Source organism: Pseudomonas sp. ML96 (assembly GCF_000761545.1).
Classification (GTDB): domain Bacteria; phylum Pseudomonadota; class Gammaproteobacteria; order Pseudomonadales; family Pseudomonadaceae; genus Aquipseudomonas.
In genome coordinates this window covers 58,929-79,553 of sequence record NZ_JPMY01000023.1, presented here as the reverse complement: position 1 = coordinate 79,553, position 20,625 = coordinate 58,929, and the positions used below count along the sequence as shown (strand labels likewise).

At 63.7% G+C, this 20,625-nt stretch carries 18 protein-coding genes; 13 read left to right on the top strand and 5 right to left on the bottom strand.

Annotated elements, in window-relative coordinates:
• Positions 1 to 269 precede the first annotated feature (269 nt).
• The 3 genes from IP89_RS14110 (at position 270) to IP89_RS14100 (ending at position 4,381) form a co-directional block, all read left to right on the top strand.
• Positions 270 to 1,349 (top strand): WD40/YVTN/BNR-like repeat-containing protein, encoded by a 1,080-nt coding sequence (locus IP89_RS14110; protein WP_371261951.1) that lies wholly within the window; start codon positions 270 to 272, stop codon positions 1,347 to 1,349.
• Positions 1,350 to 1,367: 18 nt separating this feature from the next.
• Positions 1,368 to 3,755, top strand: a complete 2,388-nt coding sequence (locus IP89_RS14105) for an RND family transporter (RefSeq protein WP_177326879.1) — start codon at positions 1,368 to 1,370, stop codon at positions 3,753 to 3,755.
• A 125-nt stretch (positions 3,756 to 3,880) separates the two neighbouring features.
• Positions 3,881 to 4,381 carry a VOC family protein gene (locus tag IP89_RS14100; protein ID WP_043310199.1) on the top strand — a complete coding sequence of 167 codons (501 nt, stop codon included), beginning with the start codon at positions 3,881 to 3,883 and terminating at the stop codon, positions 4,379 to 4,381.
• A 48-nt stretch (positions 4,382 to 4,429) separates the two neighbouring features.
• Here IP89_RS14100 and IP89_RS14095 read toward each other — a convergent pair whose 3' ends face one another.
• On the bottom strand, positions 4,430 to 6,112 hold the full coding sequence (locus tag IP89_RS14095) for an electron transfer flavoprotein-ubiquinone oxidoreductase (protein WP_081963252.1): 1,683 nt from the start codon (positions 6,110 to 6,112) through the stop codon (positions 4,430 to 4,432).
• A 306-nt stretch (positions 6,113 to 6,418) separates the two neighbouring features.
• On the opposite strand from IP89_RS14095, the gene IP89_RS14090 reads away from it, so the two are divergent.
• Positions 6,419 to 7,168 carry an electron transfer flavoprotein subunit beta/FixA family protein gene (locus tag IP89_RS14090; protein ID WP_043310197.1) on the top strand — a complete coding sequence of 250 codons (750 nt, stop codon included), beginning with the start codon at positions 6,419 to 6,421 and terminating at the stop codon, positions 7,166 to 7,168.
• A complete protein-coding gene (locus IP89_RS14085; RefSeq protein WP_043310196.1) occupies positions 7,169 to 8,098 on the top strand; it encodes an electron transfer flavoprotein subunit alpha/FixB family protein in 930 nt (309 codons plus the stop codon). It abuts the gene before it with no gap.
• Between the two features lie 66 nt (positions 8,099 to 8,164).
• Here the strand turns inward: IP89_RS14085 and IP89_RS14080 are convergent, their stop codons facing one another.
• The gene (locus tag IP89_RS14080) at positions 8,165 to 9,088 is read right to left on the bottom strand and encodes an alpha/beta fold hydrolase (RefSeq protein WP_043310195.1); all 924 of its coding nucleotides are present in this window, start codon (positions 9,086 to 9,088) and stop codon (positions 8,165 to 8,167) included.
• A 109-nt stretch (positions 9,089 to 9,197) separates the two neighbouring features.
• On the opposite strand from IP89_RS14080, the gene IP89_RS14075 reads away from it, so the two are divergent.
• From IP89_RS14075 to IP89_RS23045, 8 genes are all read left to right on the top strand, one after another.
• Positions 9,198 to 10,040 (top strand): ABC transporter substrate-binding protein, encoded by an 843-nt coding sequence (locus tag IP89_RS14075; RefSeq protein WP_052081080.1) that lies wholly within the window; start codon positions 9,198 to 9,200, stop codon positions 10,038 to 10,040.
• A 26-nt stretch (positions 10,041 to 10,066) separates the two neighbouring features.
• A complete protein-coding gene (locus IP89_RS14070) occupies positions 10,067 to 10,387 on the top strand; it encodes a DUF4398 domain-containing protein (RefSeq protein ID WP_081963251.1) in 321 nt (106 codons plus the stop codon).
• Positions 10,387 to 11,193, top strand: coding sequence for an OmpA family protein (locus IP89_RS14065; RefSeq protein ID WP_043310194.1), 807 nt, complete (start codon positions 10,387 to 10,389; stop codon positions 11,191 to 11,193). Before IP89_RS14070 ends, IP89_RS14065 begins: the two co-directional genes overlap by 1 nt.
• Positions 11,194 to 11,388: 195 nt before the next feature.
• On the top strand, positions 11,389 to 12,825 hold the full coding sequence (locus tag IP89_RS14060) for a PLP-dependent aminotransferase family protein (RefSeq protein WP_043310193.1): 1,437 nt from the start codon (positions 11,389 to 11,391) through the stop codon (positions 12,823 to 12,825).
• Positions 12,826 to 12,889: 64 nt separating this feature from the next.
• The gene (locus IP89_RS14055) at positions 12,890 to 14,626 is read left to right on the top strand and encodes a VWA domain-containing protein (RefSeq protein WP_043310192.1); all 1,737 of its coding nucleotides are present in this window, start codon (positions 12,890 to 12,892) and stop codon (positions 14,624 to 14,626) included.
• Complete coding sequence (locus tag IP89_RS14050; protein WP_043310191.1) at positions 14,627 to 15,211, top strand: RNA polymerase sigma factor; 585 nt, start codon at positions 14,627 to 14,629, stop codon at positions 15,209 to 15,211.
• Complete coding sequence (locus IP89_RS22795; RefSeq protein ID WP_052081079.1) at positions 15,208 to 16,122, top strand: hypothetical protein; 915 nt, start codon at positions 15,208 to 15,210, stop codon at positions 16,120 to 16,122. Before IP89_RS14050 ends, IP89_RS22795 begins: the two co-directional genes overlap by 4 nt.
• Before the next feature lie 193 nt (positions 16,123 to 16,315).
• Positions 16,316 to 16,873, top strand: coding sequence for a hypothetical protein (locus tag IP89_RS23045; RefSeq protein ID WP_043310190.1), 558 nt, complete (start codon positions 16,316 to 16,318; stop codon positions 16,871 to 16,873).
• Between the two features lie 61 nt (positions 16,874 to 16,934).
• Here IP89_RS23045 and IP89_RS14035 read toward each other — a convergent pair whose 3' ends face one another.
• The 3 genes from IP89_RS14035 to atuE form a co-directional block, all read right to left on the bottom strand.
• Positions 16,935 to 17,753: an NAD(P)-dependent oxidoreductase gene (locus IP89_RS14035; RefSeq protein ID WP_043310189.1), complete on the bottom strand. Its 819-nt coding sequence runs from the start codon at positions 17,751 to 17,753 to the stop codon at positions 16,935 to 16,937.
• A 66-nt stretch (positions 17,754 to 17,819) separates the two neighbouring features.
• A complete protein-coding gene (gene atuF / locus IP89_RS14030; RefSeq protein ID WP_043310188.1) occupies positions 17,820 to 19,808 on the bottom strand; it encodes a geranyl-CoA carboxylase subunit apha in 1,989 nt (662 codons plus the stop codon).
• Positions 19,809 to 19,827: 19 nt separating this feature from the next.
• Positions 19,828 to 20,625: an isohexenylglutaconyl-CoA hydratase gene (gene atuE / locus IP89_RS14025; RefSeq protein WP_043310187.1), complete on the bottom strand. Its 798-nt coding sequence runs from the start codon at positions 20,623 to 20,625 to the stop codon at positions 19,828 to 19,830.

The following is a 20,625-nucleotide window of genomic DNA, read 5'->3' as shown; positions in this document are numbered from 1 at the left end:
CCCGCCGCTCGTTTGAGCGGCCTTTTCGACCCGGCCTGGCGCCGGGTCGATGTTTTTCTGGAAGCTCGACCCGGCGCCATTGGCTTGCGAATGCGCAGCGGCTCTAGACCGGTATTTTGACGGTCCTTTACCGTGGAGATCAGAAGCGTAACCGACGCTTAACAAAACATAACGTCATGCCGATTGTCAGGTTTTTCAAAAGCCGTATAGCATGGCCCGGCCTGAATAAAGGCCAATGAACCCACCTATAAGAATAAAGGGGGAAATATATGCGTGAGCCCGTCATGCGGCGCACCCGCTCCGGTAGCCTGACTTCCGTCCTGGTACCGGCCCGTCACCAATCGCCGCTGGCGAAAGCGCTGTCTCTGCTCAGCGTATGTTCCGTCCTGGCCATGGCCGCACCTCTGCCGCTGCAGGCAGTGCAGGCCGCTACCGTCACCTCCATCGAATCGCCCAAGGCCGTGACCAGCCTGCTGCTGGACATCGCGCATGCCGGCAAGCGCCTGATCGCCGTCGGTGACCGCGGCCACATCCTGTTCTCCGAAGACGCCGGTCGTAACTGGGTACAGGCTCGTGTGCCGAGCCGTCAGCTGCTGACCGCGGTGTACTTCGTCGATGACAAGCATGGCTGGGCGGTCGGCCACGACTCGCAGATCCTGGCGACCGACGATGGCGGCGCCAACTGGGAACTGCAGTACGAGAATCTGGAGCGCGAAGCACCGTTGCTCGACGTGTGGTTCCGCGACACCAGCACCGGCTACGCCGTGGGCGCCTACGGTGCGCTGCTGGAAACCAATGACGGCGGCAAGACCTGGAACGATGTCAGCGACCGTCTCGACAACGAAGATGGCTACCACCTCAACGGCATCACCGCCGTGAAGGATGCTGGCCTGTTCGTGGTGGGCGAGGCGGGCAGCATGTTCCGTTCCGCCGACTGGGGGCAGACCTGGGAGAAGATCAAGGGCCCGTACGAAGGCACCCTGTTCGGTGCGGTCGGTACTGCCAGCTCCAACACCCTGCTGGCCTACGGCCTGCGCGGCAACCTGTTCCGCTCCACCGATTTCGGCAACAGCTGGGCGCAGGTCAAGCTGCTCTCCGAGAGCGGCCCGCTGGAGTTCGGTCTGGCCAACGGCACCCTGCTCAAGGACGGTACCGTGGTTGTCGTCGGTCACGGCGGCAGCGTGCTGACCAGCAAGGATGCCGGGCGTACCTTCTCCGTGGTCAATCGCTCCGACCGTGCCTCGCTGGCCGGTGTCACCGATGATGCGGCGGGTAACCTGATCCTGGTAGGTCAGGGCGGCGTGCATTCCGCTACTCCGACTGGCGCCGTGCCAGACAAAAAACAATAAGCCGGGGCGAATGAGCATATGAGTTCCATGAGCAGCCATCACCAGGATAAGGCGACCTTCCTCGAGCGCCTGATCTTCAACAACCGGCCCGTCGTCATCGCGATTTGCGCAGTGGTTACCCTGCTGCTGTTGTGGCAGGCGTCGATGATTCGTCCCTCGACCAGCTTCGAGAAGATGATTCCGCTGGAGCACCCCTTCATCGAGAAGATGCTCGAGCACCGCAACGACCTGGCCAACCTGGGCAACACCGTACGTATCTCCGTCGAGGCGAAAGATGGCGACATCTTCACCAAGGACTACATGGAGACCCTGCGCCAGATCCACGACGAGGTGTTCTACATCCCCGGCGTCGACCGTTCCGGTCTGAAGTCGCTGTGGAGCCCGAGCGTGCGCTGGACCGAAGTGACCGAAGAGGGCTTCGACGGTGGCGAGGTGATTCCGCAGACCTACGACGGTTCCTCGCAGAGCCTCACCGAACTGCGCGGCAACGTGCTGAAGTCCGGTCAGGTCGGTCGCCTGGTATCGAACAACTTCCGCTCCAGCATCATCGATGTGCCGCTGCTCGAGCAGTACCCGGACCCGAACGACCAGAGCAAGCTGCTCAAGCTGGACTACCGCCAGTTCTCCCATGAACTGGAAGAGAAGATCCGCGACAAGTACCAGCTGCAGAACGCCAATGTGCAGATCCACATCGTCGGTTTCGCCAAGAAGGTCGGCGACCTGATCGATGGCCTGATCATGGTGGTGATGTTCTTCGGCGTGGCCTTCGTGATCACCCTGGTGCTGCTGTACTGGTTCAGCTGGTGCATCCGCTCCACCGTCTCGGTGCTGTCCACCACGCTGATCGCGGTGGTCTGGCAGCTCGGCCTGATGCACCTGGTCGGCTTCGGTCTCGACCCGTACTCGATGCTGGTGCCGTTCCTGATCTTCGCCATCGGTATTTCCCACGGCGTGCAGAAGATCAACGGTATCGCCCTGCAGTCGAGTGATGCCGACAACGCCCTGACCGCGGCGCGTCGCACCTTCCGTCAGCTGTTCCTGCCGGGCATGATCGCCATCCTGGTGGACGCCGTCGGCTTCATCACCCTGCTGATCATTGACATCGGTGTGATCCGCGAGCTGGCCATCGGTGCTTCCATCGGTGTGGGCGTGATCGTGTTCACCAACCTGATCCTGCTGCCGGTAGCGATCTCCTATATCGGCATCAGCAAGAAGGCCGTCGAGCGCAGCAAGCGCGAGGCCAACCGCGATCAGCCGTTCTGGCGCCTGCTGTCCAACTTCGCTCACCCGGTGGTGGCGCCGATCTCCGTGGTCATCGCCCTGTCTGCCGGTGTGGCTGGCTTCTGGTACCAGAAAGCCAACCTACAGGTTGGCGACCTCGACCAGGGTGCACCGGAGCTGCGTCCGGACTCGCGCTACAACAAGGACAACGACTTCATCATCAACAACTACTCGACCAGTTCCGACGTGCTGGTGGTGATGGTCAAGACTCCGAACGAAGCCTGCTCCACGCACCAGACCCTGGCGCCGATGGACGAGCTGATGTGGCGTCTGGAGAACACCGAGGGCGTGCAGTCGGCCATCTCGATGGTCAGCGTGTCCAAGCAGGTGATCAAGGGTATGAACGAGGGCAGCCTGAAATGGGAGACCCTGTCGCGCAACCCGGACATCCTCAACAACTCCATCGCTCGTGCCGACGGTCTGTACAACGCAGACTGCTCGCTGGCGCCGGTGCTGGTGTTCCTCAACGACCACAAGGCCGCGACCCTCAAGCGCGCTGTGGGCGTGGTGGAAGAGTTCTCCAAGGAGAACAACAAGGATGACCTGCAGTTCCTCCTCGCCGCCGGTAACGCCGGTATCGAGGCCGCGACCAACGAAGTGATCGCGACCTCCGAGCTGAAGATCCTGATCCTGGTGTACATCTGCGTAGCAGTAATGTGCCTGATCACCTTCCGCTCCTTCGGCGCCATGCTGTGCATCATCCTGCCGTTGATCCTCACCTCCATCCTGGGTAACGCCCTGATGGCCTGGCTGGGTATCGGCGTGAAGGTGGCGACCCTGCCGGTGATCGCGCTCGGCGTAGGTATCGGTGTCGACTACGGCATCTACATCTACAGCCGCCTGGAGAGCTTCCTGCGTGCCGGCATGCCGCTGCAGGAAGCCTACTACCAGACTCTGCGCTCCACCGGTAAGGCGGTACTGTTCACCGGTCTGTGCCTGGCCATCGGTGTGGTCACCTGGATCTTCTCGGCGATCAAGTTCCAGGCCGACATGGGTCTGATGCTGACCTTCATGCTGCTGTGGAACATGTTCGGCGCGCTGTGGCTGCTGCCGGCCCTGGCCCGCTTCCTGATCAAGCCGGAGAAACTCGCCGGCAAGCAGGGCGGTTCGCTGTTCTCGCACTGATCGCCGTTGCGCTAGATGAAAGGGCTCCCTCGGGAGCCCTTTTTTATTGTGCTGTCTATTCTCGTGCTGCCCGATCGACTAGGGAGGAGGGCGGCTTCTGGCGTCCGTCACGGAGGAGCAATGACATGCGCTTACAGCAAAAGATCGTGCCGTGCCTGTGGTTCGATGAACAGGCGGAGGAGGCTGCGGCCTTCTATACCGTCATCTTTCCCAATTCACGTATCACCCAGGTGACGCGCTATGGCGAGGCGGGTTTCGAGTTCCACGGCAAGGCGCCGGGTACGGCCATGACCGTGGCTTTCGAACTGGATGGTCAGGCGTTCACTGCGCTCAATGGTGGTCCGGTGTTCCGCTTCAACGAGGCCGTGTCGCTGCAGGTCATGTGTGCGACCCAGACGGAAGTCGATCACTACTGGGTGCGGCTGGGCGAGGGTGGGGCTCCGGAGGCGCAGCAGTGCGGCTGGTTGCGGGATCGCTACGGGCTGTCCTGGCAGGTAGTGCCGGAAGTGCTGCTGGAGTTGCTGGCGGCACCGGACCAGGCTGCCGTGCAGCGCGCGACCGAAGCCATGCTGCGGATGAAGAAACTGGATATTGCCGGCCTGCAGCAGGCCTTCGCCGGCGAATGACGGGCAAGAAAAAGCCGCCTTGCGGCGGCTCTTTCAGTACGGCTCGAATTACATGTTGGGGTAGTTCGGGCCGCCAGTGCCTTCCGGAGCGATCCAGGTGATGTTCTGGGCCGGGTCCTTGATGTCGCAGGTCTTGCAGTGCACGCAGTTCTGCGCGTTGATCTGGAACTTCTTCTCGCCGTCTTCCTGGGTCACCACCTCGTAAACGCCGGCCGGGCAGTAACGCTGCGCCGGTTCGTCGTACTTCGGCAGGTTGACGCTGAGCGGGATGCTGGCATCGGTCAGCTTCAGGTGGCAGGGCTGCTCTTCCTCGTGGTTGGTGTTGGAGAGGAACACCGAGGAGAGTTTGTCGAAGCTCAGTTTGCCGTCCGGCTTCGGATAGTCGATGCGCTTCGACTCTGCAGCGGGCTTCAGGCAGGCGTAGTCCGGCTTGGTGTCGTGCAGAGTGAAGGGGATCTTGCCGCCGAAGACGTTCTGATCCAGCCAGTTCAGGCCGCCACCGAAGACCGGGCCGAACTTGTGCAGGGCCGGGCCGAAGTTACGGCTGCGGAACAGCTCGTCATACAGCCAGCTGGCCTTGAAACCATCGACGTAGCCATTCAGCAGGTCGCCGCCCTCGCCATCGGCCAGCAGCACATCGGCTACCGCTTCGGCGGCCAGCATGCCGGACTTCATGGCAGTGTGGCTGCCCTTGATCTTGGCGAAGTTCAGGGTGCCCAGGTCGCAGCCGATCAGGGCGCCGCCCGGGAAGACCATCTTCGGCAGCGAGTTCAGGCCGCCTTTGCAGATGGCGCGAGCACCGTAGGCGACACGCTTGCCGCCTTCCAGATACTGGGCGATCACCGGGTGATGCTTGTAGCGCTGGAACTCGTCGAACGGCGACAGGAAGGCGTTACCGTAGGACAGGTCGACGATCAGGCCGACCACGACCTGGTTGTTTTCCAGGTGGTAGAGGAAGGAGCCACCGGTGTTCTCGGTGCCGACCACGTCCAGCGGCCAGCCGGCGGTGTGCACAACCAGGCCTTGCTCGTGCTTGGCCGGGTCGATGTCCCAGATTTCCTTGATGCCGATGCCGTAGTGCTGGGCGTCGGCTTCGCTGTCCAGGTTGTACTTCTTGATCAGCTGCTTGCCGATGTGGCCGCGGCAGCCTTCGGCGAACAGGGTGTACTTGGCGCGCAGCTCCATGCCCGGGGTGTAGTAACCCTCTTTCGGGTGGCCTTCACGGTCCACACCCAGGTCGCCGGTGACGATACCGCGAACTACGCCGTTCTCGTCGATCAGCGCTTCCTGGGCGGCGAAGCCCGGGTAGATCTCGACGCCCAGGGCTTCGGCCTGCTGGGCCAGCCAGCGGCACAGGTTGCCCAGGGAGATGATGTAGTTGCCTTCGTTGTGCATGGTCTTGGGCACGAACAGGCCCGGAACCTTGATGGCGCTGTCGGCGTTCTTCAACATATAGATGTCGTCACGCTTGACTTCGGTGTTCAGCGGCGCGCCCAGTTCCTTCCAGTTGGGGAACAGTTCGTTCAGGGCACGCGGCTCGAAGACCGCGCCGGAGAGGATGTGAGCGCCGACTTCGGAACCCTTCTCGACCACGCAGACGCTGATCTCTTTGCCGGCGTCGGCGGCCTTCTGCTTCAGTCGGCAGGCGGCGGAGAGGCCAGAGGGGCCGGCGCCGACGATGACGACGTCGAATTCCATAAATTCGCGTTCCACAGAGAATCTCCTACTCAAGGCTTCTTCGGTGTTATTGATTTGGCTATGGCTAGGCTTTCTGTGGCCTGCGCGCTGGGCATTATATATACAGGCCCTTGCACGTCCAATACAAACGTTTGTTTGAATTTTGTCAAAGCCATATAGCGCAAGGGCTGGCGGGCGATAAATGGGGTTTATTCGTGTTGACCGAAAAAGGCGTTCCGGTCAAGATACGGTCGGTTTTGCGTTCGCCGTATGGGCTGACCGTCGGTTCCGGCCGACCTGCATCACCGGCCAGGCTTGCCTTGGCGACATTCTTATTCACCGGAGAGTAACGAGGAATCCATGAAGGTTCTTGTAGCTGTCAAACGAGTGGTCGACTACAACGTCAAAGTTCGCGTCAAAGCGGACAACTCCGGCGTCGACCTCGCCAACGTCAAGATGTCGATGAACCCCTTCTGCGAAATCGCCGTAGAAGAAGCCGTCCGCCTGAAGGAAAAAGGCGTGGCTAGCGAAATCGTCGTCGTCACCATCGGCCCGAACACTGCTCAGGAGCAACTGCGTACCGCACTGGCTCTGGGTGCTGACCGTTCCATCCTGGTCGAGACCAACGAAGAGCTGAACTCCCTGGCCGTTGCCAAGCTGCTGAAGGCTGTGGTCGACAAGGAGCAGCCGCAACTGGTCATCCTCGGCAAGCAGGCCATCGACAGCGACAACAACCAGACCGGCCAGATGCTGGGCGCCCTGACTGGCTTCGCCCAGGGTACCTTCGCTTCCAAGGTCGAGCTGGCTGGTGACAAGGTCAACGTCACCCGCGAAATCGATGGCGGTCTGCAGACCGTTGCCCTGGCCCTGCCGGCAATCGTCACCACCGACCTGCGTCTGAACGAGCCGCGCTACGCGTCTCTGCCGAACATCATGAAAGCCAAGAAGAAGCCGCTGGACGTGGTTACTCCGGACGCCCTGGGCGTTTCCACCGCTTCCACCGTCAAGACCCTGAAAGTCGAAGCGCCTGCTGCCCGCAGCGCCGGCATCAAGGTCAAGTCCGTGGCCGAACTGGTTGAGAAACTGAAGAACGAGGCGAAGGTAATCTAAATGACTATCTTGGTTGTTGCTGAACACACTAACGCCGCTCTGGCCGCTGCCACTCTGAACACCGTTGCCGCTGCTCAGAAGATTGGTGGTGACATTCACGTGCTGGTTGCCGGTTCCAATGCCGGTGCCGCTGCCGAAGCCGCCGCCAAAATCGCTGGCGTGAGCAAGGTGCTGGTTGCCGATAACGCTGCCTTCGCCAACCAACTGCCGGAAAACGTCGCGCCGCTGGTTGCCGAGCTGGGCAAGGGCTACAGCCACATCCTGGCTGCTGCTACCAGCAACGGTAAGAACATCCTGCCGCGCGTTGCCGCTCAGCTGGACGTTGACCAGATCTCCGAGATCGTCTCGGTCGAAAGCGCCGACACCTTCAAGCGCCCGATCTATGCCGGTAACGCTATCGCTACCGTGCAGTCCTCGGCTGCCGTGAAAGTGATCACCGTACGTGGCACCGGCTTCGACGCCGCTGCCGCCGAAGGTGGTTCCGCTGCCATCGAAGCCGTCTCTACTGGCGGTGACGCTGGCAAGTCGTCCTTCGTTGGCGAAGAGCTGGCCAAGTCCGACCGTCCGGAACTGACCGCTGCCAAGATCGTCGTTTCCGGCGGCCGTGGCATGGGCAACGGTGACAACTTCAAGCACCTGTACTCCCTGGCCGACAAGCTGGGCGCTGCCGTCGGTGCTTCCCGCGCCGCTGTCGACGCCGGCTTCGTGCCGAACGACATGCAGGTCGGTCAGACCGGCAAGATCGTCGCTCCGCAGCTGTACATCGCGGTCGGCATCTCCGGTGCCATCCAGCACCTGGCCGGTATGAAGGACTCTAAGGTCATCGTCGCTATCAACAAGGACGAAGAAGCCCCGATCTTCCAGGTGGCTGACTACGGCCTGGTGGCTGACCTGTTCGAAGCTGTACCGGAGCTCGAGAAACTGGTCTGATCCAGCTTCTTGGTATTCACAAAAAACCCGCTCATTGAGCGGGTTTTTTGTTTGTGCCTTCGGCGCCTACAGGCTGTCGAGGAAGGTCTGGTAATGCTGGGCCGTTTCCTCGGGGCGCTCGAGCATCGGCGCGTGGCCGCAGTCCTTCATCACCACGATGGTGGACTTCTTCAGTAGTGGTTTCATGACCTCGATGCTGGAAACATCCAGCACCCGGTCCTGGTCGCCCCACAGCACCAGCGCGGGAACCTGGATCTTCGGCAGCTCAGGTTCCAATGGTACGTAGCGTTCGCGTAGCTGGGTGAATATGCGGTCGTACTGTTGCTGGTTGGCCATCGATTGCGCGGCGAAGTGGCGCTTGAGCGATTCCGGCAGGGGCGGAGGGTTGACGAAGACGAAGCGCATCAGCGCGTCGAAGTCTTCCGCTTTGCGCACCACCAGCGGGTTGGGCTTGCCGTCTTCGAGCATGGCGAACATCTCGCTCTTGCGCGGCGACAGGATGCCGGCGTTGTCCAGCAGCGCGACGCTTGCCACTTGATCGGGATAGCGTGCAGCGTAGAGCGCGGCGATGTGGCCGCCCATGGAGTTGCCGATCAGGTGTGGCTTGCTGATGCCCAAGGTCTGGACGAAGGCGTGCAGACGCTCGGTCTGGCTGGCCACATCGTAATTGACGTCAGGCTTGTCGCTTTCGCCGAAGCCGGGCAGGTCCAGGGCGATCACCCGGTATTGCTGGCTGAAGTGGCGGGCGAAGCGCAGCCAGTTATCACGATTGGCGCCGAAGCCGTGGATCATCACCAGGGTTTCGCCGTCGCGGGGGCCGCCTTCGTAGTAATGTATGGTCAGCCCGTCTACCTTGAGCTCATGCGAGGAGAGGCCGGCGCGTTGCCGCTCGACGAACTGCACGCTGGTCAGCAGGGCTGTGGGCGAGAAGTAGAGCGTGCCGGCCGCACAGGCCAGCAGCAGGGCGATTCCGATAGCGAGTTTTTTCATGGCGAATCCTTATCGCTAATAATTATTAGATGTGCCTGTTACGCTAGCATGAAGCAGATACGGCCGGTGTTGTCTGCCGCCAGCTACCTAGATCGAGTCGGGGCTACAGATGCGAAAACTCCTGTCGTTGACAACGCTATGCTCGCTGCTTGCGGCCCTGCTCTCGGGCGCGGTGCAGGCGGCCGGCAAATGCGAGCGTCTGGTGGCCACCGGTAACCCCGAATATCCGCCGTACCTGTGGCGCGATCCGCAGAGCCCGCAGCACCTGATCGGCGCCAATGCCGACCTGCTGACGCTGATCGGCGAGCAGCTGGGGGTGAAGATCGAGATCATCTATACCGGCCCCTGGTCGCGCGCGCAGGATGAGGTGCGCACTGGTCGCGTCGACCTGCTGGCTGGGGCGTTTCTCACGCTGCCGCGCCTGGAACACATGGATTATGTGCATCCGGCATTCTTCAACACGCCGAGCGTGGTCTGGGTGCGCAAAGGGCAGGGTTTCCCCTACACCGGCTGGGACGACCTGCGTGGGCGGGTCGGCGGCACGCTGGTGCGCAACAGCTTCGGCCAGCATTTCGATGCCTTCGCCAAAGAGAACCTCAGCCTGGAGGAGGTACCGAGCCTGATCCAGGCCTTCCAGAAGCTGCTGCTGGGGCGCACCGACTATGTCGTCTATGAGCGCTATCCGGGTGTGGCCCTGGCCAATACCCAGGGCATGCTGGAGAGTCTGGAGACCCTGGAGCCGCCGATCTCCAGTGAAGGCCTGTATCTGACCCTGTCGCACGATTCGGCATGCAATGACCCCTGGCTGCGCGGACAGCTGGCGAAAAAGATGACAGAATTGACCGCCGCCGGCCTGCCGGAAACCTTCCTGCAGCGCAATCTGGAGCGCTGGAAGACTCAGCAGATGCAAGCCGCCGATGTACCCCCGCAAGAGCAGGAAAAGTCTCAGTGAATCGACTCCTAACCCTTGGCCTGGCAATGCTGGCCTTGGCCGGCTGCGCCAACGATCCGGCGCCCAGCGAACAGATGCGCCTGAGCACCCAGGCCGTCGAGCAGGCCCGCGCCGTCGGTGCCGATCAGCAGATCGAGGAAATGCAGAAAGCCGAGCAGAAGCTGGCTCGTGCCGAGAAGAACATGGGCGAGGAAGACTACAAGCGCGCCCGCGTCTTCGCCGAGCAGGCCGAACTCGATGCCCGCCTGGCCGAGGCCAAGGTGCTCAGTCAGAAGAGTCAGAAACAGCTCGACGAGCTGAACGCGCGCATCACCCGTTTGCGCAAGCAACTGGGAGAGCTGCCGTAATGCCGAAGATGATCCTGAACGGCGGCCTGCTGCTGTCCCTGGCAGTGCTTGGCGGTTGCGCCAGCCAGCACAGCCAGCAGGTGCTGAGCGAGGCCGAGGCCAGCTTCCAGCAGGTGAAGGAAGATCCGGACGTGCTGCGCAGCTCGCCCAAGGATGTGATCCGTGCTGGCGAGTCCCTGGCCCGAGCCGATCGCCTGTCCAATTACTGGGGCAGCGCCGATGACGTCGAGCACTACGCCTACCTCAGCCAGCGCTACAGCCAGATCGCCCGTCAGCACACCGACCTCACCCTGAACCAGGAGCGCCTGGTCAAGTTGGAGCTGGAGCGCGAGCGTCTGCAACTGGCGTTGCGCGAGGCCAAGCTGCTCAGTGCCCAGCAGCAAGGGCAGTGGATGGAAGAGCAGGTGGTCAATCTGGCTGCCAGCGAGACCGACCGCGGCCTGGTGATGACCCTTGGCGACGTGCTGTTCGACGCCGGTCGTACTGAGCTCAAGGCTTCGGCCAACCGTACCATCCTCAGGCTGGTGCAGTTCCTGCAGATCAACCCGCGCCGCAGCATCCGCATCGAGGGTTACACCGACAACCGTGGCGATTCCGCCGAGAACCTCGAGCTGTCGCGTGCCCGGGCCCAGGCCGTTGCCGATGTGCTGGTCGATCTCGGCATCGAGGCCAAGCGTATGGAGGTGAAGGGTTACGGTGAGGCGCATCCGCTGGCAGAGAATGCCTCGAGCAAGGGGCGCGCGCAGAATCGTCGGGTGGAAATCCTCATTTCTGACGAGAGCGGCAAGCTCGGCGACTATCGCTGACAGCCCCATCTGCTCACCAAAACCCCGGCTAATCCCCGGGGTTTTTTGTTTGTACCGCACGCCATGACAAACATTCAGATACGAAGCTAGGCTGTAACAGCTGAAACTGTACTGTTGGCATAAACTAGGACTGTACCGCTACGCTCAATCTGTATTTGGCTACTGTTACGGTCCAGCCGCGCAAGGAGATACCTCATGACCAATTTGTTGCTTTACCAGCGCATCGCTCAGCAGTTGGCCGAGGATATCCGTCGTGGCGTCTACCAGCCGGGAGAGCGCGTGCCCTCGGTGCGCAAGATGAGTTCCCAGCTCAGCGTCAGCCACGCCACCGTGCTGCAGGCCTACGCCAACCTGGAGGACATGGGGCTGATCCGGGCCCGTCCGCAGTCCGGCTTCTATGTACACCAGACCGCCGGCCTCACCGCGCCGACCCCCGACATCGCCCGCGTCGAGCGACCATCCATGGTCACGCGCAGCAGCATCATCAGCCAGGTGCTTACCGAGTCGCGGCAGGAGGGCGTGTTCCCGCTGGGCGCCGCCGTACCGCACGTGGATTACCTGCCGGTGCGCTCGTTGCACCAGCAACTGGCCAAGGTCACCCGCTTCCAGAGCCCGCGCGCCTTCAGCTACATGTTCAGCCCCGGCTACGAGCCACTGCGCCGCCAGGTGGCGATTCGCATGCGTGATGCCGGCGTGGTGGTCGACCCGTCCGAGGTGGTGATCACCCATGGCTGCGTGGACGCCATCCATATGTCTTTGCGCGTGGTGACCCAGCCGGGCGACCTGATCGCCGCCGAGTCGCCGACCTACTACGGCCTGTTGCAGCTGGCCGAGGTGCTTGGCCTCAAGGTCATCGAGATTCCCAGCGACCCGTCCACCGGCCTCAGCCTGGAAGCGCTGCAACTGGCCGCCAACCAATGGCCGATCAAGGCCCTGGTGCTCACCGCGCGGCTGAGTAATCCATTGGGTGGCAGCATTCCCGAGGAACGCCAGAAGCAGCTGCTGCGCCTGACCGCCGACCACGGCATCCAGGTGATCGAGGACGACATCTACGGCGAGCTGCTGTTCGAGCCGGGCCGCAGCAAGGCGCTCAAGGCCCATGATCGCGATGATCAGGTGATCTACTGCTCGAGCTTCTCCAAGACCCTATCGCCCGGCGTGCGCATCGGCTGGATACTCGCCGGCCAGCACCAGGAGGAAGTGGAGCGGCTGCAGACTTTCAGCACCCACTCCGCCTGCAGCGTGACCCAGATGGGTGTGGCCGCCTACCTGGAGAACGGCGGTTACGACCGCCACCTGCGCCACATCCGCCAGGAGTACCGCAAGAACATGACCGCCTACCAGCTGGCGGTGCAGCAGTACTTCCCGGAAGGCACGCAGATGACCCGGCCCAACGGTGGCTTCATCCTCTGGGTCAGCTTGCCGGGCAAGATCCGCGCGCAGGAGCTGCATGTGCGGGCACTGCAGCAGGGCATCAGCATCGCGCCGGGGCTGATCTTCAGTAACACCGAGCAGTTCAACAATTGCCTGCGTCTGACCTGTGGCGTGCCGTGGAACCGTGAGTCCGAGCGGGCGATCATGACCCTCGGCGCACTGGCCAAGCAGCTCTGCCAGGAAAGCAACAACGCTTAACCCGAACTGGATGGCGGCTGCGTCTACTCAGGCGAATGGACTTTTCGCCCGAGGAGACCCCGCCATGTCCAGCATCGCCGTTCTGATCCGCCAACCTCTGCTCGCCGGCTTCGGCGCCACCCTGGCGCTGGGCCTGGTGGCCTGCAGCGCCTCCAACGATGAACCCGCCACCAGCGTTGTGGTGCCCAAGGCTGCCGAGTCCAAGATGAAGCAGGAGGCGCTGCACGAAGAGGTAGACGCCAATGCCTCCTACGCGCCGCAGCCCGCAGCTGTGGCCGGCGCCCTGGAGGCGCGCAAGGCTATGCCGCAGAGCATGCCGATGATCGCCCCAGCGCCACTGGCCGACAGCGCCGCCTTCGGCTATCAGGACGTCTACCGCGAGCAGTACCAGAAGATCGAGAGCAGCCCGGTGCAGGCCGTGGCCCAGCAGCCGGTATCGACCTTCAGCATCGACGTCGACACCGGTGCCTACGCCAACGTGCGCCGCTTCCTCAACGACGGCAGCCTACCGCCCAAGGATGCGGTGCGCCTGGAGGAGCTGGTCAACTACTTCCCCTACGCCTATCCCAAGCCCGAGGGCGATGTGCCGTTCAGCGTCGCCACCGAGCTGGCGACCACGCCGTGGAACCCCGAGACTCGCCTGTTGCGGGTGGCGATCAAGGCCGCCGATCTGAGCGCCGCCGAGCTGCCGCCGGCCAACCTGGTGTTCCTGGTCGACGTATCCGGCTCGATGGATCGTCGCGAGGGCCTGCCGATGGTGCAGAGCACGCTCAAGTTGCTGGTCGATCAGCTGCGCCCGCAGGATCGCGTGGCCTTGGTCACCTATGCCGGCAATGCCAGCGTGGCGCTGGAGTCCACTTCTGGCAGCGAGAAGGCCAAGATCCGCGCGGCCATCGACCAGCTCAGCGCGGGCGGCTCCACCGCCGGAGAGTCCGGTATCCAGCTGGCCTACCAAGAGGCGCAGAAGGGCCTGCTCAAGGACGGCATCAACCGCATCCTGCTAGCCACCGACGGCGACTTCAACGTCGGCATCAGCGACTTCGAGACGCTCAAGCAACTAGCCGCAGACAAGCGCAAGACCGGCGTGTCGCTGACCACCCTGGGCTTCGGCACCGACAACTACAACGAGCAGCTGATGGAGCAGCTGGCCGATGCCGGCGATGGCAACTACGCCTACATCGACAACCTGCGCGAGGCGCGCAAGGTGCTGGTCGACCAGCTCAGCTCGACCCTGGCGGTGGTGGCCAAGGACGTGAAGATCCAGGTCGAGTTCAACCCGGCCGAGGTCAGCGAGTACCGCCTGCTGGGCTACGAGAACCGCGCGCTGAAGCGCGAGGACTTCAGCAACGACAAGGTCGATGCCGGCGAGATCGGTGCCGGACATACCGTCACCGCCTTGTACGAAGTGGTGCCGGTGGGCGCCAAGGGCTGGCTGGAACCGCTGCGCTATGCCCAGATCAAGGAGCAGGGCAAGGCCGGCGAGATCGCCTGGCTGCGCCTGCGCTACAAGGCCCCGGAGGGTGGCGCCAGCAAGCTGGTCGAGCGGCCGATCAACAAGGGCGAGGCTACGCCGATCGCCAACGCCAGTGACGACCTGCGTTTCGCCGCCGCGGTAGCGGCCTTCGCCCAGCAGCTCAAGGATGCCAAGTACACCGGCAATTTCGGCCTGGCCGACAGCGCCAAGCTGGCGCGTGGCGCCAAGGGCGAGGACCCGTTTGGCCTGCGTGGTGAGTTCGTGCAACTGGTCGAGCTCGCGCAAAGCCTGCAAACTCCGCAAAACGTTCAAGTCAGGGCCGACTAATTGAACCAACCACTGAAGGACGATGACGCCGCGCTGTTGCGGCGTTATCGCAACGGCGAAGCGGCGGCATTCGCCACGCTCTACGAGCGCCACCGCCTTGGTCTGTTTCGTTTCCTCCTCGGTCTGTGCGGCGATCATGCGCTGGCCGAGGAGGTGTTCCAGGACACCTGGATGAGCCTGATCCGTAGCGCCAGCGAACAACGCGAGGCGGTGCTGTTCAAAACCTGGCTGTACCAAATCGCGCGCAACCGCCTGATCGACCATTGGCGCAAGAGCGGCCGGCACCAGGGAAAGCTCGATGAGTACGACGAGGCGCAGCACGCCAGTGCCGATCCAGGCCCTGGCCCCGAGCAGCAACTGCTGCTCAGCCGCGACCAGGAACGCCTGCAGGCCGCGCTGGCCGACCTGCCCGAGGAGCAGCGCGAGGTATTCCTGCTGCGCGCCCACGGCGACCTCGAACTGCACCAGATCGCCGAACTCACCCGCACTCCGGCGGAGACCGTGAAGAGCCGCCTGCGCTATGCGCTGAACAAGTTACGTCGGCTGCTGGCCGATCCGGCTTCGGCCGAGGAGGTATCCGCATGAGCCAACACGACCAAGATCTGCAGCAGGAACAGCAGCTGCTGGAACATTTTCGCGAACACAGCCGGGGCGAACCCTCCGCGGCGGTGGATGCACTGATCATGGCTGCCGCGCGCGAGGAGCTGCAGCAACCGCAGCCGAGCTGGTCGCAGCGCCTGCACGCCTGGCTGTTCGGCGCCGGCAGCCGTACCCGCTGGTCGGTGGCCGTGGCTGGCCTGGCGGTAGTCGGCATCGGCCTCAATCTGGCTCTGCACAACCGCGAACAATTGCCGTCGCCCTACGATGCTCCGGCGCCCATGGCCAGTGCGCCTGCGCCGGCACTGCAAGAAATGGCGCCGAAGCTGGCGCGTGAGGCCCAGCCACAGTCCGACGAGCTCGAGCAGCGCAAAGCCGAGGCGATAGAGAAGAAGGCTGCGGCGCGCCAGTCCGTCGCGGGTGCCATGGAGCCCAATGCTGCCTTCTCGGTATCGCCAGCTGCTACCGCTGCTCCGCGACCGATGGCCCCGGCCAAGCCGCAGCCGGCGCCGCTGGAGGCCATGGCCGATTCCGCAGAGGCATCCGCCGAAGTGGATGCAGCGCGTGAGGAGGCTCGCGCAAAGGCCCAGGCTCAGGCGATGGCCAAGATGAAGGCATATACCGAGGCTCGGGCTCAGGAGAAGGCACAGACAGGCGGTGCGCTGAGTGAGGAGCTGCACGAGGATAGTCTGGCGGAGGAGCTGGGGCACTCATCTGTTTCTGAGGCTCCGCCGCTGGATGTGCAGTTGCACAATGTGCTGCGCTTGCGCGAGGAGGGCATGCATGCCGATGCCGATCGCCTGCTGGAGATGCTCAAACGGGAGTTCCCGCAGAAAGATCTGGACGCCGAGCTCAAGCGTCTGCAGGCCAATCTGGAAAAGCCGGACAGCTCGCATTAGCGCGCTGCTCCGGCTGCTCGCGGTTCCCCATCCCGCACAAGGGGCCGCACTGCATCTGGTCGCACTGGCGCTGGCCGCAGGTTGTGGAATACGGCCCCAGCAAGCCAGGCGCAACATGGCGTAAAGCGGCCGAGTTGCCAGAAGGCGGAGCAGGGGCGAGCATATAGGGCATTACCCGTCGTGTTCGTCTGCCATGCCCCGTCTTCGTATCCTCTCCCTTCTGCTGATCCTGAGCCTGCTCGGTGCTTGCGACGACAAGCCCGCGCCACCTGCCGACAAGCAAACGTCCGAGACGCAAGTACCGGCCGATCAGCCAGCACCTGCGACCGAAACACCTGTTCCAGCCCCTGCTGCGCCTACTCCCGAGCCAGCTGCACCCGCCAAGGAAAAGCCCAAGCAGGCCCCCGAGAAACTGCCCGAGCCCGGCAGCAAGGTAGTCGATGACACCAGCCTACCCAAGCCTGCGGACAGTAAGCCCAAGCCAGCGGCCAAGGTTTCTACGAGAGAACAGTTGCCGCCTGTGCGGCTGGACCTGCGCCTGCCGCCGGAGCTGGTCGAGCAGCTGCAGCCCGATGAGCCGTTCGACGATGCCGCTCCGGCGCCGTTGCTACCGGAGATGTTTGTCGAGAAGCCGACAGAGCCGGGGCCTTTCGAGCTCAATGGCCGCTTGATCACCAACGAGCGCGAGAAGAGCGACAACTACTGGGATTCGGTCGAAGGGGCCGAACTGCAGTTCAAGTTCCGCAACTAACCGAAGGGAAAAACGCGCCAGCCCAAGGGGATAAATGGCTGGCGCGGGGTAATGCTTTGGTTCAGTCGACAAACAGATCGGTCATCAGCTTGCCGCTCGGGTCGTGGCGGTACTGCTCGAACTCTTCCTGGCCTTGTTCGCGGAGGATTTCCTCGTCGATCAGCAGGCGGCCGCTGATCGTGCGTTCGCTGCTGGCGAGGATGGCGCAGGCGGCGTCGGCCATGATCGCTGGCAGGCGTGCGGCCTTCATCACTGCCGGGCCGCCGGCTTCGAACTCGATGGCGGCGGTGGCGATCACCGTCTTCGGCCACAGCGAGTTGACACTGATGCCGTACTTCCTGAATTCCTCGTGCATCCCTAAGGTCAGCATGCTCATGCCGTACTTGGTGGTGGTATAGGGGCCGTAGCTGGCGAACCACTTGGGGTCGAGGTTGATCGGTGGCGACAGGCTGAGGATGTGGCCCTTGCTCTGCTTGAGGTAGGGCAGCACGGCCTGGCTGCAGACCATCACCGCACGGCTGTTGATCTGGTACATCAGGTCGAAGCGCTTGGGTGGCAGGTGCTCGACCCCGGTCAGCTTGATCGCACCAGCGTTATTGATCAGCGCGTCGATGCCTCCGAAGTGGGCGGCGGCCTGGGCCATAGCGGCCTTCACTGCTTCTTCGTCGCGCACGTCCAGTTGCAGGGCCAGGGCCTTGCCGCCGGCAGCCTCGACTTCGGCGGCCACCGAGTGGATGGTGCCTGGCAGCTTGGCGTGGGCTTCGGCGCTCTTGGCGGCGATGACGATATTGGCGCCCTGGGCGGCGGCCTTGAGGGCGATCTCGCGACCGATGCCACGGCTGGCACCGGTGATAAATAGGGTTTTGCCTTGCAGGGACATGCTCGTGCTCCGTGGCTTGTTGTTCTTGTTGAGGGGCGGATCACGGGGGCGCAGGGCCCCCGGTTGTCAGGCTTCCGCGGCTTCGACTTCCACCAGCAGCTGGCGATTCTTCACCTGGTCGCCCTGGCTGACCTGCACGCGGCGGATCACGCCGTCCATGCCGGCCTTGAGCGGGTGTTCCATCTTCATCGCTTCCAGCACCACCAGCAGCTGGCCCTTGCTGACCTGCTCGCCCTCGGCCACCAGCACCTCGACGATGGCGCCGTCCATCGGTGCCTTGACCGTGCCGGAGCTGGCGGCGTTCTGCCCGCCGGCCGGCTCGTGGGTAACGTCGCTGAGTTCCAGATTGCCGCCGTGGCCATACAGCCAGACGCGCTCGCCGGCCAGGTGATAGGCGCGGCGCTGGCGGATGCCGTCCAGCTCCAGGCTGGCCCAGCGGCCGTCGCTGGTCAGCAGGCGCAGTTCGACGGCTTGCTCGCCGATTTGCGCGCGCAGCAGCGGCTGCGTGCCGGACTCCAGTACCTGCAGCTCGACTGCGTGCTTCTGCTCGCCCTGCTTGAGTATGAAGCTCCAGGGCGCGCCGCTGCTGTTGCGCCAGCCGGCCAGGCCGCCCTGATGCGCGCGGGCATTGGCCGAGGCCTGGTAGAGCAGGGCGGCGGCAGTCGCCAGCTCATTGGCACTGGGTGCTTGCGGCGTCAGGCTCGGGTCGTCGGCGAAGTGTTCGCCGATAAAGGCGGTGGTGGCGTGGCCGGCGGCGAACTCAGGGTGTTTGAGCAGGTTGGCGAGGAAGCGCTGGTTGCCGTTGACGCCGAGCAGCACGCAGTCCTCGACCGCGCGCGCCAGCTTGCGCCGGGCCTCTTCGCGGGTGGCGCCGTAGGCGATGACCTTGGCCAGCATCGGGTCGTAGAACGGGGTGACGGCCTGGCCTTCGACCAGGCCGTGGTCGATGCGGATGCCGTCGAGCAGCGCCGGTTCCCAGCGCAGCACTTCGCCGGTCTGCGGTAGGAAGTTGTGCGCCGAATCCTCGGCGTACAGGCGCACTTCCATGGCATGGCCGGTGAGGCCGATCTCGTCTTGCTTGAACGGTAGCGGCTGGCCTTCGGCCGCGCGGATCTGCCAGGCGACCAGGTCTTGCCCGGTGATCAATTCGGTGACCGGGTGCTCGACCTGCAGGCGTGTGTTCATTTCCAAGAAGAAGAATTCTCCGCTCTGGTCGAGGAGGAATTCCACGGTACCGGCGCCGACATAGTTGACCGAGGCTGCCGCCTTCACCGCCGCCTCGCCCATGGCCTGGCGCAGTTCGGGCGTCATCACTGGGCAGGGCGCTTCCTCGACCACTTTCTGGTGGCGGCGCTGCACCGAACAGTCGCGTTCGCCCAGATAGACGATATTGCCGTGCTGGTCACCGAACACCTGGATTTCCACGTGGCGTGGGCGGATCACCGCGCGTTCGAGAATCAGCTCGCCGGAGCCGAAGGCGTTCTGCGCTTCCGAGCGGGCGGTGCGGATCTGCGCCAGCAGCTCGCTCGACTCGTGCACCAGGCGCATGCCACGGCCACCGCCGCCAGCGCTGGCCTTGATCATCAGCGGGTAGCCGATGCGCTCGGCCTCGCGGGTCAGGGTGTCGTCGTCCTGGGCTGCGCCCTCGTAGCCAGGGATGCAGGGTACGCCGGCTTCGAGCATGGCAATCTTCGACAGGCGCTTGCTGCCCATCAGGTGGATGGCTTCCACGGTCGGGCCGATAAACACGATGCCGGCAGCCTCGCAGGCGCGGGCGAAGTCGGCGTTCTCGGAGAGAAAGCCATAGCCGGGGTGGATCGCGTCGGCGCCGGTCTTCTGCGCCGCGGCGATGATGTTATCGATCACCAGGTACGACTGGTTGACCTGCGCCGGGCCGATGCACACGGCTTCGTCGGCCAGTTGCACATGGCGGGCGCCGGCATCTGCCGCGGAGTACACCGCCACCGTGCGGTAGCCGAGGTCTTGCGCGGTACGCATCACCCGGCAGGCGATCTCGCCACGGTTGGCGATCAGAATCTTGTTGAAGGCGGGCATCGTCGTGCTCCTGCTGTTGTTATTGAGCCCAGGAGGGCTTGCGCTTCTGCACAAAGGCGATGGTGCCTTCCGCGCCTTCGCTGCCCAGTACCGCTTCGGCAAACTGGCCGGCGGCGTGGTCTAGCAGGCTGCCGAGGTTTTCCGTCTCGGTGGCCAGCAGCAGCGCCTTGGTTGCTGCATTGGCGCCCGGCGCGCACTGACGCACCTGCTGCAGGCATTCGGCGAGGCGGTCGACTACGGCCTGGTCGTCGGCTTCGCTGAAGTGCACCAGGCCCAGGCGCAGCGCCTCGGCACCGTCGAAACGGGCAGCGGTGAGTGCCAGGCGGCGGGCCTGGGTCAGGCCGATGCGCTTGACCACGAACGGCGCGATCTGCGCCGGCAGAATCCCCAGGCTGGTTTCCGGCAGGCCGAACTTGGCGCCCTGGTGGGCGATGGCGATGTCGGAGACGCAGGCTAGGCCGAAGCCGCCGCCGAGCACCGCACCCTCCAGCACGGCGACCAGCACCTGCGGCGCGTACTGGGCTTCCTCCAGCAGGCTGCCGAAGGCGCGATTCAGCTCGCGGTAGGCGTCGCCACCCTTGGCCCGCGCACCGGCCATGTCCTTGATGTCGCCGCCGGCGCAGAAGTGGCCATCGGCGCCGCGCAGCACCAGGGCGCGCACGGCCTGGTCGCCACGTACCGCGCGCAGCACGGCGCGCAGTTCCTCGACCATCGCCAGGCTCATGGCGTTGCGGCTTTCCGGGCGGTTGAGGGTGACGTAGAGCACGCCCTCGACCTGTTCCAGCAGCAGGGTTTGGCAGTTCGGCAGTTCGGCCAT

Bases quoted from the DNA above. Each gene is read 5' to 3' on its own strand.
- IP89_RS14110 (WP_371261951.1), top strand. From the start codon at position 270: ATGCGTGAGCCCGTCATGCGGCGCACCCGCTCCGGTAGCCTGACTTCC.
- IP89_RS14105 (WP_177326879.1), top strand. From the start codon at position 1,368: ATGAGTTCCATGAGCAGCCATCACCAGGATAAGGCGACCTTCCTCGAG.
- IP89_RS14100 (WP_043310199.1), top strand. From the start codon at position 3,881: ATGCGCTTACAGCAAAAGATCGTGCCGTGCCTGTGGTTCGATGAACAG.
- IP89_RS14090 (WP_043310197.1), top strand. From the start codon at position 6,419: ATGAAGGTTCTTGTAGCTGTCAAACGAGTGGTCGACTACAACGTCAAA.
- IP89_RS14085 (WP_043310196.1), top strand. From the start codon at position 7,169: ATGACTATCTTGGTTGTTGCTGAACACACTAACGCCGCTCTGGCCGCT.
- IP89_RS14080 (WP_043310195.1), bottom strand. From the start codon at position 9,088: ATGAAAAAACTCGCTATCGGAATCGCCCTGCTGCTGGCCTGTGCGGCC.
- IP89_RS14075 (WP_052081080.1), top strand. From the start codon at position 9,198: ATGCGAAAACTCCTGTCGTTGACAACGCTATGCTCGCTGCTTGCGGCC.
- IP89_RS14070 (WP_081963251.1), top strand. From the start codon at position 10,067: ATGCTGGCCTTGGCCGGCTGCGCCAACGATCCGGCGCCCAGCGAACAG.
- IP89_RS14065 (WP_043310194.1), top strand. From the start codon at position 10,387: ATGCCGAAGATGATCCTGAACGGCGGCCTGCTGCTGTCCCTGGCAGTG.
- IP89_RS14060 (WP_043310193.1), top strand. From the start codon at position 11,389: ATGACCAATTTGTTGCTTTACCAGCGCATCGCTCAGCAGTTGGCCGAG.
- IP89_RS14055 (WP_043310192.1), top strand. From the start codon at position 12,890: ATGTCCAGCATCGCCGTTCTGATCCGCCAACCTCTGCTCGCCGGCTTC.
- IP89_RS22795 (WP_052081079.1), top strand. From the start codon at position 15,208: ATGAGCCAACACGACCAAGATCTGCAGCAGGAACAGCAGCTGCTGGAA.
- IP89_RS23045 (WP_043310190.1), top strand. From the start codon at position 16,316: ATGCCCCGTCTTCGTATCCTCTCCCTTCTGCTGATCCTGAGCCTGCTC.
- IP89_RS14035 (WP_043310189.1), bottom strand. From the start codon at position 17,753: ATGTCCCTGCAAGGCAAAACCCTATTTATCACCGGTGCCAGCCGTGGC.
- atuF (WP_043310188.1), bottom strand. From the start codon at position 19,808: ATGCCCGCCTTCAACAAGATTCTGATCGCCAACCGTGGCGAGATCGCC.
- atuE (WP_043310187.1), bottom strand. From the start codon at position 20,625: ATGGCCGAACTGCCGAACTGCCAAACCCTGCTGCTGGAACAGGTCGAG.